The sequence below is a fragment of the Streptomyces sp. FXJ1.172 genome (assembly GCF_001636945.3).
Classification (GTDB): Bacteria; Actinomycetota; Actinomycetes; order Streptomycetales; family Streptomycetaceae; genus Streptomyces.
Map to the genome: position 1 here is coordinate 4,617,616 of NZ_CP119133.2, position 15,256 is coordinate 4,632,871.

Below are 15,256 nucleotides of genomic sequence, written 5' to 3' on the forward strand. Positions count from 1 at the left end.
GTCATTCCTCGAAGCGGTAGCCCATACCGGGCTCGGTGATCAGATAGCGGGGGTGCGAGGGGTCCGTCTCCAGCTTGCGGCGCAACTGGGCCATGTAGACCCGCAGATAGTTGGTCTTGCTGCTCCGCGAGACGCCCCAGACCTCCTGCAGGAGGTGCCTTTGGGTGATCAGCCGGCCGGGGCTGGTCACCAGGATCTCCAGCAGGTGCCACTCGGTCGGTGTGAGCCGGACGTCCCGCCCGCCGCGTACGGCCTTCTTGGCGAGCAGGTCGAGGGTGAAGTCCGCCGTCTCGACCACGGTCGTCTCGGGGACGAGCGGGGTGTCCTCGGTGCGGCGGACGGCGGCCCGCAGCCGGGCGAGCAGCTCGTCCATGCTGAACGGCTTGGTGACGTAGTCGTCCGCGCCGGCGTCGAGCGCACCCACCTTCTCGTCGGAGGCCTGGCGGGCGGACAGCACCATGATCGGTACCCGGCTGCGGCCGCGCAGCGCCTTGATGACGTTGACGCCGTCCATGTCGGGCAGGCCGAGGTCCAGCAGCACCACGTCGGCTGGCGCGCGGCGGCCAGCCGGAGGGCGGTGGCCCCGTCCGGGGCGGCGTCCACGCCGTAGTGGCGTGCCTGCAAGTTGATGACGAGGGCCCGTACGAGCTGCGGGTCGTCCTCCACCACGAGCACCCGGGTCATGGGTGTGTGCCTCTCCCGTCATGCCTGCGGGAGCCGGTGTCCCGGGATGCCTCCCGGGGCGCCGGCTCCCGTCGCGAATCGCGTAAGGGCGTCACTTCTTGGCCACGAGGTCCTTGAGCGCGATGTTGAGTTCGAGGACGTTCACCTGCGGCTCACCGATGAAGCCGAGGGTGCGTCCCTGGGTGTGGTCCTTGACGAGCTTGTCCACCGCGGCGACGGACAGTCCGTTCTTCGCGGCGACCCGGTGGACCTGGAGTTCGGCGTACTCCGGGGAGATGGCCGGGTCCAGTCCGGAGCCGGACGAGGTGACGGCGTCGGCGGGGACGTCGGCCGGCCTGACGGTGTAGCCGGGGACCGAGTTGTCCTTGACGACCGCATCCTTGGCGGCGAGCACCTGGGCGCAGAGTAGAACCACTTCAGGTCCGGATCCGGCGTCTGCTGCCCCTTCTTCAGCGGCAGGTTGTACGACTGCCCGATCAGGGACGACCCGACGACCCTGCCGTCCGCCACCGGTGGGTAGCCCTGTGATCACAGCCGGAACCGCAGTCGGCAGATCACCGCGTCCGTCTCCCGGCGCACGGTGTGGGCGACCACGGCACCCCGCTGGTTCTGCAGCAGCCGCTGCCACAACCGTTCCGGCTCGGCCTCCGGGATCAGCACCGTGACCCGGGTGCCCGGCTCGGCGGCGGCCACGTCACGCACGTAGGCGGCGATGGGCTTGCCGAGGGTACGCCGGGCGCAGGACAGCCGTACCAGCTCCACCCCGGGGTCCCAGTCGGCCCAGGCGCGCTCCAGGGCGTGCAGCTGGGCCCGGTCCTCGGGGTCCGGGTAGCACACGGTCACCGCACGGACCTCGTCACCGAGGGAGGCGGCCGCGGTCAGCGCCTCGGATGTCAGCCGGGACAGCGTGGACACCGGCACGACCACCAGCGAGCGGTCGCGGTGCGGGGCCCTCGGGATCCGGCCGAGGCCGAGCCGCTCGCCGATCCGGCCGTAGGCGCGGTGCACGGTCTCGAAGGCGGCAACCAGCAGCGGCAGGGCGATCACGATCAGCCAGGCACCTTCGGTGAACTTGCTCGCCGTGACGACGACGGTAGCGATGCCGGTGAGCACGGCCCCGAAGCCGTTCAGCAGCGCCTTCCCGCGCCAGCCGGGGCTCCGCTCGAGCCGCCAGTGCCGGACCATGCCCACCTGGGCGACCGTGAAGCCGACGAAGACGCCGATCGCGAACATCGGCACCAGGGTGTTGGTGTCGCCGCCGGAGAACACCAGCAGCGCGGCCGAGACGACGGCGAGCGCGAGGACACCGTGCCGGTGCACCTGCCGGTCGGCCTTCAGGGCGAAGACGTGCGGGGCGTAGTTGTCCCGGGCGAGCAGCTTCAGCAGCACCGGGAGCCCGCCGAAGGAGGTGTTCGCCGACAGGGCCAGCAGGATCATCGTCGCGAACTGGATGACGTAGAACGCCCAGTTGTGGCCGAGGGAGGCGTCCGCGAGCTGGGCCAGGACCGTGACCCCCGCCACCGGCTGGAGGTGGAAGCGGCCGATGAGCACCGACAGGCCGACCAGCATGAGCCCGAGTACGGCGCCGAGCGCGACCTCGGCCCGCTGCGCCCGCCGGACGCGCGGCACCCGGAAGGAGGGCACGGCGTTGGCGATGGCCTCCACGCCGGTCAGCGCGGCACACCCGGAAGCGAAGGCTTTCAGCAGAAGCAGCGCGCCCACGGAGGAGGCGTTGTCGGCGAGGACCGAGGCGTGCCCGGCCGCCGTCGCCGTGCTCACCGGGTGGGAGCGGAACAGACCCACGGCGATGAGGACGAAGATCGAGCCGACGAAGACGACGGTCGGCACGATGAACGCCTTCGCGGACTCCACGATCCCGCGCAGATTGACGCCCGTGATCAGGACGAGCACGGCCAGGCACAGCCACAGCCGGTCGGCGTACAGGGACGGGAAGGCGGAGGTCAGCGCGGCCACACCGGCGGTGACGGCGACGGCGACGTTGAGGACGTAGTCGAGGACGAGCGAGGCGGCGGCGACCAGACTGGTTCGCGCCCCCAGGTGCGTCTTCGCGACGGCATACGACCCGCCGCCGTCCGGGAAGGCCGCGATGACCTGCCGGTAGGAGGCCACGAGCACGGCGAGCAGGGCGGCGATGGCCAGCGTGACGGGCATGGTGAAGCCCAGCCCGTGCGCGCCGGCGGCGGCGAGGACGAGCACGATCGCCTCGGGGCCGTAGGCCACCGACGCCATGGCGTCCAGCGAGAGCGCGGCGAGCCCGGTGACGGTGGTGAGCCGGTGCCGCTCCCCGGTATCGGGCGGCTCCTCACCGGCGGGAACGGCATCCGGCTGCTCGGTGGTCAGGACGGACATGGGCGTGCTCCTTACATCCTTACTGCGCGGGCGCACCCAGGTTCTGTCCGTTTCCGTTCGCGGCCGACCGGTCCTTGCGGGATCTTCGCGCCCAACCGGTCCGTCTTGACGCGACCTTGACGCGTGTCCGCGTCAGGGCCGTGTCAACGAACGGCGGTCCGTAGCCGCAGGTCGGTACGGTCAGCGGTATGGCACGCCCTGAGACGTCGGGTGAGACGGCGAACGACCGGAACTGGGCACGGGAGTGGTGGAGCGCCGTCCGCTGCGCCGCCGTGCCCCTCGTCCTGCTGATCCTGCTCGACTGGGCCACCGGCCGTGCCGCCCTGTGGCGTACGGCGCTGTGGCTGGCGCTCTGCGCCCTGCTGTTCGCCGTGCTGTGTCCCGCCCGCGTCTCCGCCGGCCCGAACTGGCTGGCGTCGCGCCGGCTGGGCCGCGAACACCGGGTCCGCACCGACCTGTTGATCTCGGTCCGCGTCCTGGACGGCGTCTCCCAACGACTGCTGCTGCGGGACGCGCTGGGCGGCCGGGTCGAGATCGACCCCGAGGTCCTGCTCCGCGAGCCGCGGCTGTGGCACCGCCTCGCCGAGGGGGCCCGACAGGCCGCGTCCGACGGGCTGCTGCTGTGCGGCGAGACCGCGCTGCACCGCCTGTCGTCCCGGGTGGAGAGGGAGACGGCGTGGAGAGTGTTCAGGGTGTCGGGGCCGGAGCGTTCGTGGGTGACGCGGTGGACGTCGATGTCTCCGGACAGCTCGGTGACCGTCTCGCCGGTGCCGGGGCCGGTCAGGAAGCGGGCCAGCCGGCCGCGTCTGCTGGTGCCGAGCACGAGCTGGGTGGCGTTCTCGGCGCGGGCGAACTCCACCAGGGCGGTGGCCACGTCGTCGCCGACGACCGAGTGGTAGCTGCCGCCCAGGTCCTCCACCAGCCGGCGCTGCCGGGCCAGAAAGGCGTGCGAGACCCCGCCGGCCGCGAGCCCGTCGCTGCGGGCCACGTGCACGGCGAGCAGGTCACCGCCCGCGGACCGGTCGGCGATGCGTGCGGCCCGCCGGACGAGGGTGTCGCCCTCCGGGCCGCCGGTCAGCGCGACCACCACCCGCTCCCGGGTCTCCCAGACCCGCCCGATGCCGTGCCGCGTGCGGTACTCCTGCAACGCCTCGTCGACCCGGTCGGCCGTCCACAGCAGCGCCAGCTGCCGCAACGCGGTCAGATTGCCGGGCCGGAAGTAGTTGGCGAGCGCGGCGTCGATCTTCTCCGGGGCGTAGATGTTGCCGTGCGCCATGCGGCGGCGCAGCCCTTCCGGGGGCATGTCGACCAGCTCGATCTGCCAGGCGCGCCGGACGACCTCGTCCGGCACGGTCTCGTGCTGCGGCACCCCGGTGATCTTCTCGACCACGTCGTTCAGGGACTCCAGATGCTGGATGTTCAGCGCGGTGATCACGTCGATCCCGGAGTCGAGCAGGGTCTCGATGTCCTGCCAGCGCTTGGGGTTGCGGCCGGCGCCGGGGATGTTGCTGTGCGCGAACTCGTCCACGATCGCCACCTGCGGACGCCGCTGGAGCACCGCGGCCAGGTCCATCTCCTCGAACTGCCCGCCCCGGTAGGAGCAGGCCGCCCGGGCCACCGTCTCCAGGCCGTCGAGCATCGCCTCGGTGTGCGGCCGCCCGTGGCACTCCGCGAACCCGATCACCACGTCCGCCCCACGCGCGGCGCGGCGCCGCCCCTCGTCGAGCATCCGGTAGGTCTTGCCGACGCCCGGGGCCGCCCCGAGGTAGACCTTCAGCCGCCCGGGCCGTACGTCACTCAGCGCCGTACGTCATTCATCGCCGCTGACGCGCTCCGCTCACTGATCCGGCGGTTCGACCGATTCGAAGGTTCTCCCACCAAGGAAGCCGCGTCGCCGGGCGGCCCGCGTGCTCGTCAGCGCCTCCTTGGCGGGCACCCCGGGGACCTTGACACTGTCTTGACGGGGCCTGCCCGGATAAGGTGAGGCCAGGTGTGCCGGGAAGTCTGGTCGGCCGGGGGCCGGAGCGGCTTCCGCAATCCCCTTCCGCATCCCCGGGGGACGGCATGCGCAGCGTCGGTACGGTTCTCGCCCTCGTGGTCCTCGCCACACTGGTCGCCACCTTCGCCCGCCGGTGGCGCATTCCGGCGCCCTCGCTGCTGGTGGTCGCCGGTCTCGCCGTGGCCCTGCTGCCCGGCACCCCGCAGATCACGGTCAGCCCCCAGATCATCGGCCTCGTCGTGCTGCCCCCGCTGCTGTACGCGAGCGCCGAGGAAATGCCCTGGCGGGAGCTGCGCGCGGTGTGGAAACCGGTCGGGATCCTCGCGATCGGGCTGGTGCTCGCCTCGGCGGCGGCCGTCGGCGCGGTGGCGGCGTTCGTGAGCCCGCTGTCCTGGCAGATGGCGTTCGTGCTGGGCGCGGTGCTGGCGAGCACCGACCCGGTGGCCGTCACCGCGCTCGGCCGCCGGCTCGCGCTGCCGCCCCGGGTGCAGGTCCTCGTGCAGGCGGAGAGCCTGTTCAACGACGCGACCTCACTGGTGCTGGTCCGGGTGGCGGCGGGCATCGCGGTGGCCTCGGCCGCCGCCCACTGGGACTCCGCGGGCGGTGAGTTCTTCCTGCTCGCGGGCGGCGGCACGGTGATCGGCGCGGCGGTCGCGGGGGTGATCACCCTGATCCGGCGCCGCACCGAGGACCCGGTCCTGGAGACGGTGACCGCGCTGGTCACCCCGTACGCCGCCTACCTCCTGGCGGAGGTCGCGCACACCTCCGGCGTGACCTCGTGCGTGGTCGCCGGGGTGATCCTCGGCGGCCGGGGCGACCGCCTCACCAACGCCCGCATAAGGCTCCAGCTGCACGCCGTCTACGGCACGGTCGTGTTCCTGCTGGAGAGCGTGGTGTTCAGCCTCATAGGGCTGGCCCTGCCCTCGCAGGTACGGGCGCTGGCCCACGGCGACCGGGCCTGGCCGCTGTACGCCCTCGCCGTCGCCGCCACACTGATCGCCGTACGGCTGCTGTGGCTCGCACCGCTGTCGGCGGTCGTGCAGCGCAAGGGCGGGATCAGCCGGCTGAACTGGCGGATCCCGGTGGTGCTGACCTGGGCCGGCACCCGGGGGGTGATGCCGCTGGCCGCCGCGCTGTCCATCCCCGAGGTCATGAAGGACGGCACGGCGCTCGAGGGCCGGCCACTGGTGCTCGTCCTGACCACCTCGGTCGTGGTCGTCACGCTGGTCGTGCAGGGCTTCACCCTGGCCCCGGTCGTCCGCGCCTCCGGCATCGCCCTGGAGCCCGCCCACACCGCCCGCGAGGAGGCCCGGGCCCGCGCCCGCCTGGCCCACGCCGGCCTCGCCCGCCTCGAAGAGCTGGCCGAGCTGGAGGCCGTGTCCGACGTCGTCCTGGACCGGCTCCGCCGGGGCCTGAACGCCCGCCTGGAGGACGCCCGCGACCGGCTCGCCGAGGGCGGCGGAGCGGACGGTACGGCGCACGAGTCGGCCGACCTCGTCTACCGGCAGCTGCGGCGGGACCTGATAGCGGTGGAGACGACGGAACTGCAGCGGCTGTACGACGAGCACCGGATCAGCGACACCACGCGGCGGCGGCTCCAGCGGTCACTGGATCTGGAGGAGGCACGGCTGACGGACGTCTGACGCACGGCTGACGCACGTCTGCCGGACCTCTGACGCACGTCTGCCGGACCTCCGCCGACCTCGCGGGGAGCCGCCGTACGCCGCAACCGGCTCGGCGCCCGGCGGGCGGGCGCGTAAGGATTCCGTCAGGATCGGGCCGCGCCGCGTCAGGGCTGCGTCAGCAGCGCTCGCCGGGCTCCCCGGACGCGCCTAGCGTCGATGGCATGCGACGGAGCGGAACGCCTGGCACCGCCGGCGACCGCCACTGGTACGGCAGCGTCCGGCTCGCGGTGGGCTGCGCCGCGCTGTTCGGCACGCTGGCCTTCCTGGTCGACTGGGACGCCGGCACCCTGACCGCGCCGCGCGCCCTGCTCTGGACCGCCCTGTCGGCCGCGGTGTGCGTCGTGCTGCTGCCGCAGCGGGTGAGCGCGGGCCCCGGCTGGCTCGCGGTGCGCACCCCCTGGCGCCGGCGCCTCGTCCACACGGACGCGCTGACGGCCGTACGGCAGTACGACGGCGTCTCCTCCCACCTGGTCCTGCGGGACGTCCACGGCCACCGGCTGGAACTCGACCCCCGGGTGCTCGCCGCCAACCCGCTGCTCTGGCACGAACTCGACACGGGCGTACGCCGCTCCCTGGCACGCGGCACGCTCCGCCACGGCGCGGACGTCCTGGACCGCCTGGGCCACCGCATCGACGGCGAGGCGGCCCGGGCGGTGCTCCGCGCGTCGGGCCTTTCCTGACCCTCTCAGCCCTGCGCGCCCGGCCCCCGTAGGCTTCCCTTGTAGGAACGTCGTGGAGCCGTGAGAGAGGTCCCGTTGAGCTTCTGGTCGATCTATCAGCACGGCTTCGCGCGTGTCGCCGCCTGCACCGGCCACACCGTCATCGCCGACCCGCCCGCCAACGCCGCCTCCGTCCTGCGTCATGCGCGCCGGTGCGCCGAGGAGGGCGTGGCCGTCGCCGTGTTCCCGGAGCTGTGCCTGTCCGGATACGCGATCGACGACCTGCTGCTCCAGGACGCCATGCTGGACGAGGTCGAGTCGGCGCTCGCCACCGTGGTCGCCGGGTCCGCCGGCCTGCTGCCGGTGCTGGCCGTCGGCGCCCCGCTGCGCCACCGCGGCCGGATCTACAACTGCGCGGTGCTGGTGCACCGCGGCCGGATCCTGGGCGTCGTACCGAAGTCGTACCCGCCGAACTACCGCGAGTTCTACGAGCGCCGCCAGATCGCGGGCGGCGACGACGAGCGCGGCGGAACGATTCGGCTCGGCGGCGCCGAGGTCCCCTTCGGCGTGGACCTGCTCTTCGCCGCGCAGGACGTCCCCGGGCTCGTGCTGCACACCGAGATCTGCGAGGACATGTGGGTCCCGGTGCCGCCCAGCGCGGAGGCCGCCCTGGCCGGCGCGACCGTCCTGCTCAACCTCTCCGGCAGCCCGATCACGGTCGGCCGCGCCGAGGACCGCAAGCTGCTGTGCCGCTCGGCGTCCGAGCGCTGCCACGCCGCCTACGTCTACGCGGCGGCCGGTCTCGGCGAGTCGACCACCGACCTGTCCTGGGACGGGCAGACCCTGATCTACGAGAACGGGGTGCTGCTGGCCGAGACCGAGCGCTTCCCGCTCGGCGAGCAGTACGCGGTCGCCGACGTCGACCTCGACCTGCTGCGCCAGGAGCGGCAGCGGATGGGCACCTTCGACGACAACCGCCGCACCCACGCCGCCCGCACCGGCGACTTCCGCACGGTCTCCTTCGAGCTGGCCCCGCCGGCCACCGCCGACCTGGGCCTGCGCCGCCGCGTGGAGCGCTTCCCGTTCGTGCCCGCCGACGCCGACCGGCTCGCCCTGGACTGCTACGAGGCGTACAACATCCAGGTCGCCGGGCTCCAGCAGCGCCTCGCGTCGATCGGTGGCCCCAAGGTCGTCATCGGCGTCTCCGGCGGGCTCGACTCCACCCACGCGCTGATCGTCGCCGCCCGCGCGATGGACCGCGCCGGCCGCCCGCGCAGCGACATCCTGGCCTTCACCCTGCCCGGCTTCGCCACCAGCGACCACACCAAGGACAACGCCCACAAGCTGATGCGCGCCCTCGGCGTCACCGCGGCCGAGCTGGACATCACGCCGACCGCGCGGCTGATGCTGAAGGAGATGGGCCACCCCTTCGCCTCCGGCGAGCCGGTGTACGACGTCACCTTCGAGAACGTCCAGGCGGGCCTGCGCACCGACTACCTGTTCCGGCTGGCCAACCAGCGCGGCGGCATCGTGCTCGGCACCGGCGACCTCTCCGAACTGGCACTGGGCTGGTGCACCTACGGCGTCGGCGACCAGATGAGCCACTACAACGTCAACTCCGGCGTGCCCAAGACCCTGATCCAGCACCTGATCCGGTGGGTCGTCAGCAGCGGCCAGTTCGACGACGAGACCGGCAAGGTCCTCGCCGCGATCCTCGACACGGAGATCAGCCCCGAGCTGGTGCCGGGCGAGGAGATGCAGTCCACCGAGTCGAAGATCGGCCCGTACGCGCTGCACGACTTCACCCTCTACCACGTGCTGCGCTACGGCTTCCGCCCGTCGAAGATCGCCTTCCTCGCCTGGCACGCCTGGCACGACGAGGAGGCCGGTGCCTGGCCGCCCGGCTTCCCGGAGGCCGAGCGCGGCTCGTACGACCTGCCCCAGATCCGCCGCTGGCTGGAGGTCTTCGTCCGCCGGTTCTTCGGCTTCTCCCAGTTCAAGCGGTCCGCGATGCCGAACGGCCCGAAGGTCTCGGCGGGCGGCGCGCTCTCGCCCCGCGGCGACTGGCGGGCCCCGTCGGACGGCACGGCCCAGGCATGGCTGCGGGAGCTGGACCGCTTCGACCTGACGGAGCCCACGGGGCGGTAGGTCCTGTCGTCGAACTCCCGCCGGGGCCACATGTGCGGGATCCGGCAAAGTGCCGGGGCTCTTGGCTGCCGTGTGCCGAAAAGGGGGGCGCGCTCAGTTGTTCCAGGTCTCGTCGTACGGGTCGTGCGGCACCGGGACCGGCCGTGCCGAGGTGACCTTCAGATAGGGGATCGGTCCGTTGTTGACCGGGTCGCGGGACAGCCGGGGGGTGTAGGTGCCGGTGACCTCGAGCCAGGCGTCCGGCCGCAGCACCGGCGGCAGCTGCCCGGTCAGCGCGATCTTGACCGGCTGGGCGTCCGCGGCACAGCAGTTGAGGGCCATGCGCACCAGGTAGGGCGCGCCCGAGCCGTCCAGCGCGAGGAAGCCGGTGACGCGGACCGGCCGTGCGCCGAGGGAGCGGCCCTGGCCGTAGGCCGCACGGGAGGCGTAGTCGACCACGGACAGCGGGACCGGACCGCTGCCGCCGGGCAACGCCCTGAGGCCGTACGGCTTCTGCAGCGCCGTACCCGAGCGCAGGGCGCTGTAGGAGCCGAGGGCGGGCGGGGCGATGAGGATGAGCGCGAGGAGGGGGAGCAGCAGGAGCCAGGAGATACGGGGCTCGGGGTGGGCGTGGGCCTCGGAGTGATCCTCGGAGTGTCCCCCGGGGTGACCCTCGGAGTGGCTGTCGGGGTGACCCTCGGGGTGTGCGTGGGTGTGTGTCCGGGAGCGGTGGCGCTTGCGCTCGTACCACACGGTCGCCAGCGCAGCCGCGATCAGCACCACGCCCGAGGCCAGCAGCAGGGGCTGCAGCCCCGCCTTGACGTAGCGCAGGTACAGGTCGGTGCCGCCCGCGTGCAGCAGGGCGGCACCGAGCAGGAACATCACCGCCGCCTGGGCCTGCCGGTTCACAGCAGCACCGCCCCGGTCACGACCGCGCCCGCGACGGCCATCACGAAGGTGGCGGGGGCGAAACGGAGGGCGAAGCCGCGGCCGAAGGTGCCGGCCTGCATCGCGAACAGCTTGAGGTCGATCATCGGACCCACCACCAGGAACACCAGCTTGGCCGTCAGGGAGAACTGGGTGAGGGAGGCCGCGACGAACGCGTCCGCCTCCGAGCAGATGGACAGCAGCACGGCCAGCACGGCGAGGGCCAGGACGGAGACCAGCGGGTTTCCGGCCGCCGTACGCAGCCACTCCGCCGGGGTCGCCGCCTTCAGCGTGGCCGCCGCCATCGCGCCGAGCACCAGGAAGCCGCCGGCGTGCACGGTGTCGTGCCGCACCGAGTTCCAGAACGCCTCCCCCTTCGTCGCGCCCTCGTGCGCGCCGTGGACCGGCGGGCGCAGCCAGTCGGTGCGGCCCAGCCGCTGCCACAGCCAGCCCATCGCGCACGCCACCAGCAGGCTCCCGGCGAACCGGCCGAGGACCATCTCCGGGTCCCGGGGGAAGGCGACGGCGGTGGCGGTCAGCACGATCGGGTTGATCGCGGGGGCGGAGAGCAGGAAGGCGAGGGCCGCGGCCGGGGTGACGCCCCTGCGCACCAGCGCGCCCGCCACCGGCACCGACGCGCACTCGCAGCCCGGCAGGATCGCCCCCGCGACCCCGGCCACGGGAACGGCGAGGGCGGGGCGGCGCGGCAGGGCGCGGGCGAAGAAGGACGGCGGCACGAACACCGCGATCGCCGCCGACAGCAGCACCCCGAGCACCAGGAAGGGCAGCGCCTGCACGGTCACCGCGACGAACACCGTCATCCAGCTCTGCATCAGCGGGGTGCCGAGCAGCCCGCGGATGGGGGACTGGGCGAGCACCGCGAGCAGCAGCGTCAGCGTGAGCACGAGCGGGGAGCTGAGCCGCCGGCCCTCCGCACCGGGCTCGGTGCCGACCTCCGCGCCGGGCGGTGCGTCTTCGGTGATGGCCACGGGCGGTTACCTCCGGCTGGCTGTCCTGGCTCGCTCCCTCCCCGTCGATACGCGGGGCGGGGCACGGGTGTTCAGTCCGTTCCTGGAACCACCCGCCTTCTTGGGGCACTCTTTTCCCTCGTGGCGAGCGTTCCGTATCAAGGGGGGCCGGGTGCCCCGCCGGCGCACATGGTGGTGTGCGGTGACGACGGACTCGCGCACCGGCTGGCCGCCGAGTTGCGCGGAGTCTACGGCGAGCAGGTCACCCTCGTGGTACCGCCGAACGGGCGCACCGCCCGGCCCCCGGTGGTCGGCCGGGCCCGGGCCGCGTCGGCGGCACTGTTCGACCGGGTGGACCGGGTGGTCAGCGCGGCGGTCGGCCGGTCGGGCACCGGCACCGGCACCGGCGCGGCGACGCCGGCCGCGACCGCCTCCGGCGGCGCCAACGGGACCGACGGCCCACGGGTGTTGGAGGCCGCCGACCTCTCCGAGGCCGTGCTCGCCGAGGCCGGGGTGGAACGGGCCACCGCGCTCGCCCTCGTCTTCGACGACGACGAGACCAACATCCGGGCCGCCCTGACCGCCCGTCGCCTCAACCCGCGGCTCCGCCTCGTCCTCAGGCTCTACAACCGCCGGTTGGGCCAGCACATCGAGGAACTCCTCGACCAGGCGGCCGCGTTGGCGGCGGGCGACGACGACGGCGGCACGGACGCGTCCACGACGGTGCTGTCCGACGCCGACACCGCCGCGCCCGCGCTCGCCGCCACCGCCGTCGCCGGCACCAGCAAGGTCGTCCAGACCGAGGAGCTGCTGCTGCGGGCCGTGGAACGGCAGGCGGGCGGCGGCGGGCTGTGCACACTCGCCCTGCTCTCCCCGTCCGGCGCGGATCCCGAGGGCGGCGGGGAGCAGGAGCCGCGGCTGCTGCCGGACGACGACGAGGTACGGCAGGCCGCGGGGCGGCCGGCCGTGGTGCTGGAGCAGGTCTCGTCGGCGGGCGGCGGGGAGTCGGCGGCGTCCCGCCGTGGCGGGGTGCCGTCGTTCGCCTCGCTGTTCTCCCGGCGGCTGCGGTGGTCGCTGGCGGGCGTGGTGGTCTGCGTGATCGCGCTCGCCGTCGCCCTGTGGCTGGTCACCCCCGGGCTCCATCCGCTGCGTGCCTTCTACTACACCCTCCTCGATCTGTTCGCGATCGACGATCCCGCCAAGTCGGCGCCCCTGGGCCGGCAGATCCTGCAGCTCCTGTCCGCGCTCGTCGGTCTGCTGCTGCTGCCGGTACTGCTGGCGGCCGTGCTCGAGGCGCTCGGCACCTTCCGCACCACCTCCGCCCTGCGCAAACCGCCGCGCGGCCTCGGCGGACATGTGGTGCTGCTCGGTCTCGGCAAGATCGGCACCCGGGTGCTGACCCGGCTGCGTGAGCTGAACGTCCCCGTGGTGTGCGTGGAGTCCGACCCGGAGGCGCGGGGCCTGGCGACCGCGCGGCGGCTGCGGGTGCCGGTGGTGCTCGGCGACGTCACCCAGGAAGGCGTGCTGGAGGCCGCCAAGATCCACCGGGCGTACGCGCTGCTCGCGGTGACCAGCGGCGACACCACCAACCTGGAGGCGGTGCTGTACGCGCGCACCGTACGGCCCGATCTGCGGGTGGTGCTGCGGCTGTACGACGACGACTTCGCCACCGCCGTGTACCGGACCCTGCGGGCCGCCTACCCGCAGGCGCTGACCCGCAGCCGCAGCGTCACCCATCTGGCCGCGCCCTCCTTCGCCGGGGCGATGCTCGGCCGGCAGGTGCTGGGCGCGATCCCGGTCGGCCGCAGGGTCCTGCTCTTCGCCGCCGTGGACGTGGCCGGGCACCCCCAGCTGGAGGGCCGCACGGTGCGGGAGGCCTTCCGCGCCGGCTCCTGGCGCGTCCTGGCCCTGGAGGGCCGCACCGACACGGCACCCGACCACGTACTGGAGAAGGGCGACCGGGTGGTGGTGGCCGTCACCCGCAGGGGCCTCGCGCAACTGCGCTGACCCCAGCCCCGCCCGCCGGCCCGGCAGGGCTACGCCCGCGGCAGGTGCCGTGCCGCGAAGTCCATCTCCAGGCGGACCTGTTTGATGCGTTCGTCCACCACCAGGGAGCCGTGGCCCGCGTCGTAGCGGTAGACCTCGTGGGTCGCGCCGCGGGCCTCCAGGCGCTTGACGTAGGTGTCGATCTGGCGGATCGGGCAGCGGGGGTCGTTGACACCCGCCGAGATGTAGACCGGCGCCTTGACCTGGTCGACGTAGGTCAGCGGGGAGGACGCCTCGAAGCGCTCGGGGACCTCCTCCGGGGTGCCGCCCAGCAGGGTGCGGTCCATGGCCTTCAGGGCCTCCATCTCGTCGTGGTACGCGGTGACGTAGTCCGCGACGGGCACGACCGCGATGCCCACCGCCCACGCGTCGGGCTGGGTGCCGATGCCGAGCAGGGTGAGATAGCCGCCCCAGGAAGCGCCGGTGAGGACCAGGCGGCCGGGGTCGGCGAGGCCGGACGACACCGCCCAGTCGCGGACCGCCGCCACATCCTCCAGCTCGATCAGGCCCACACGGTGCTTCAGGGCGTCCGTCCAGGCGCGGCCGTACCCCGTCGAGCCCCGGTAGTTGACGCGGACCACCGCGTACCCCTGGTCGACCCAGGCGGCCGGGCCCGCGGCGAAGGAGTCGCTGTCGTGCCAGGTGGGACCGCCGTGCAGGTCGAAGACCGTGGGGAGGGGGCCCCTCGCGCCCGCCGGCTTCTGGACCAGGGCGTGGATCCGGCCGCCGGGGCCCTCCACCCAGGCGTCCTCCACCGCCACCGACGGCGGGCTCGCCAGACCCGGCGGGTCCAGGACGACCCCGCCGGACGTGGAGCGCACGGCCGGCGGCTCCTCGGCCGAGGACCACAGGTACTCCACGCTGCCGTCGGGACGGGCCGTGGCACCGGAGACCGTGCCGGGCGGGGTGGGGATACGGGTCAGCTCGTGGTTCGCCAGGTCGAAGCGGAACAGCTCGCTGCGGGCCTCGAAGCTGTGCGCCACGAGGAGGGCCGAGCCGTCCGGATACCACTCGGCGCCGACGTCGCCCGGCAGGTCCAGGGCGAGGTCGGTCTCCTCGCCCGAGGCCACGTCCCACACCAGCGGCTCCCAGCGGCCGCGGCGCTGGTGGCCGATGAGCAGGCGGGTGTCGCCCTCGACGGGGGCGAAGCCGAGCACCTCCAGGCCCAGCTCCTCGGTGCCGTCCTTGGTGTCGTCCAGCTCGGCGACCGTCGTGCCGTCCGGGCGCAGCACGCGCAGCGCCGCGTGCATGGCGTCGCCGTGCTCGGTGTGCTCGACGGCGATCAGGGTGCCGTCGTGCGAGAGGTCGCCGACGCCCGCGGACTCGCGGTGCCGGTAGATCTCGACCGGGTCCTCTCCCTGCCGGGCGAGGTGGATCGTCGTGCCGTCCTCGTCCGTGGAGCGGCCGACGACCGCCGTGCGCCCGTCGCGGGCCAGGGCCAGGCCGGCCGGGTAGGAGGGCTCGAGGCCGGGGACCGCGGGCTCCGCCTCGCCGCCCGCGAAGGACTGGCGGCGCCAGATGCCGAACTCGTCGCCGTCCTTGTCGTCGAACCACCAGATCCAGGCGCCGTCCGGGGAGAGCACGCCGTCCGTCGTGCCGTTCGGCCGGTCCGTCGCCTGGCGCTGCTCGCCCGTCGCGCGGTCCCAGACGTACAGCTCGTACGTCCCCGTCGCGTTCGACACGAACAGGGAGCGGTGCGGTGCGTCCTCCGCCCAGTCGGGCAGCGACACCCGCGGCGCCCTGAACCGCTTCTCCCAGTCCGGCATGTCCTGCGTGCTGTTCTCGCTCATG

At 73.5% G+C, this 15,256-nt stretch carries 8 protein-coding genes and 3 pseudogenes; 4 read left to right on the forward strand and 7 right to left on the reverse strand.

The window, feature by feature from the left end; all coding sequences use genetic code 11:
* Position 1: 1 nt before the first annotated feature.
* The 4 genes and pseudogenes from A6P39_RS20565 to A6P39_RS45530 form a co-directional block, all read right to left on the reverse strand.
* Positions 2 to 684: pseudogene (locus A6P39_RS20565) on the reverse strand (response regulator).
* A 91-nt stretch (positions 685 to 775) separates the two neighbouring features.
* A pseudogene (locus A6P39_RS20570) lies at positions 776 to 1,191 on the reverse strand (potassium-transporting ATPase subunit C); the annotation flags it as partial.
* A 21-nt stretch (positions 1,192 to 1,212) separates the two neighbouring features.
* Complete coding sequence (locus A6P39_RS20575; protein ID WP_067051640.1) at positions 1,213 to 3,054, reverse strand: APC family permease; 1,842 nt, start codon at positions 3,052 to 3,054, stop codon at positions 1,213 to 1,215.
* Positions 3,055 to 3,742: 688 nt separating this feature from the next.
* Positions 3,743 to 4,855: pseudogene (locus A6P39_RS45530) on the reverse strand (universal stress protein); the annotation flags it as partial.
* 263 nt (positions 4,856 to 5,118) lie between these two features.
* Here A6P39_RS45530 and A6P39_RS20585 point away from each other — a divergent pair.
* From A6P39_RS20585 to A6P39_RS20595, 3 genes are all read left to right on the forward strand, one after another.
* Complete coding sequence (locus A6P39_RS20585; protein ID WP_067051638.1) at positions 5,119 to 6,696, forward strand: Na+/H+ antiporter; 1,578 nt, start codon at positions 5,119 to 5,121, stop codon at positions 6,694 to 6,696.
* 203 nt (positions 6,697 to 6,899) lie between these two features.
* A complete protein-coding gene (locus tag A6P39_RS20590; RefSeq protein WP_067051636.1) occupies positions 6,900 to 7,418 on the forward strand; it encodes a hypothetical protein in 519 nt (172 codons plus the stop codon).
* A gap of 75 nt (positions 7,419 to 7,493) precedes the next feature.
* Entirely contained in the window at positions 7,494 to 9,545 is a 2,052-nt protein-coding gene (locus A6P39_RS20595; RefSeq protein WP_067051634.1) for an NAD(+) synthase, read from the forward strand.
* A gap of 93 nt (positions 9,546 to 9,638) precedes the next feature.
* Here A6P39_RS20595 and A6P39_RS20600 read toward each other — a convergent pair whose 3' ends face one another.
* The gene (locus A6P39_RS20600) at positions 9,639 to 10,433 is read right to left on the reverse strand and encodes a TIGR03943 family putative permease subunit (protein WP_067051632.1); all 795 of its coding nucleotides are present in this window, start codon (positions 10,431 to 10,433) and stop codon (positions 9,639 to 9,641) included.
* Positions 10,430 to 11,440, reverse strand: coding sequence for a permease (locus tag A6P39_RS20605; RefSeq protein WP_067051630.1), 1,011 nt, complete (start codon positions 11,438 to 11,440; stop codon positions 10,430 to 10,432). Before A6P39_RS20605 ends, A6P39_RS20600 begins: the two co-directional genes overlap by 4 nt.
* 168 nt (positions 11,441 to 11,608) lie before the next feature.
* On the opposite strand from A6P39_RS20605, the gene A6P39_RS20610 reads away from it, so the two are divergent.
* Positions 11,609 to 13,426, forward strand: coding sequence for an NAD-binding protein (locus A6P39_RS20610; protein ID WP_067051629.1), 1,818 nt, complete (start codon positions 11,609 to 11,611; stop codon positions 13,424 to 13,426).
* Positions 13,427 to 13,455: 29 nt separating this feature from the next.
* On the opposite strand, the gene A6P39_RS20615 is transcribed toward A6P39_RS20610, so the two are convergent.
* Positions 13,456 to 15,255: a S9 family peptidase gene (locus A6P39_RS20615; RefSeq protein WP_199840917.1), complete on the reverse strand. Its 1,800-nt coding sequence runs from the start codon at positions 15,253 to 15,255 to the stop codon at positions 13,456 to 13,458.
* Position 15,256: the final 1 nt, after the last annotated feature.

Bases quoted from the DNA above. Each gene is read 5' to 3' on its own strand.
- A6P39_RS20575 (WP_067051640.1), bottom strand. From the start codon at position 3,054: ATGTCCGTCCTGACCACCGAGCAGCCGGATGCCGTTCCCGCCGGTGAG.
- A6P39_RS20585 (WP_067051638.1), top strand. From the start codon at position 5,119: ATGCGCAGCGTCGGTACGGTTCTCGCCCTCGTGGTCCTCGCCACACTG.
- A6P39_RS20590 (WP_067051636.1), top strand. From the start codon at position 6,900: ATGCGACGGAGCGGAACGCCTGGCACCGCCGGCGACCGCCACTGGTAC.
- A6P39_RS20610 (WP_067051629.1), top strand. From the start codon at position 11,609: ATGGTGGTGTGCGGTGACGACGGACTCGCGCACCGGCTGGCCGCCGAG.
- A6P39_RS20615 (WP_199840917.1), bottom strand. From the start codon at position 15,255: ATGAGCGAGAACAGCACGCAGGACATGCCGGACTGGGAGAAGCGGTTC.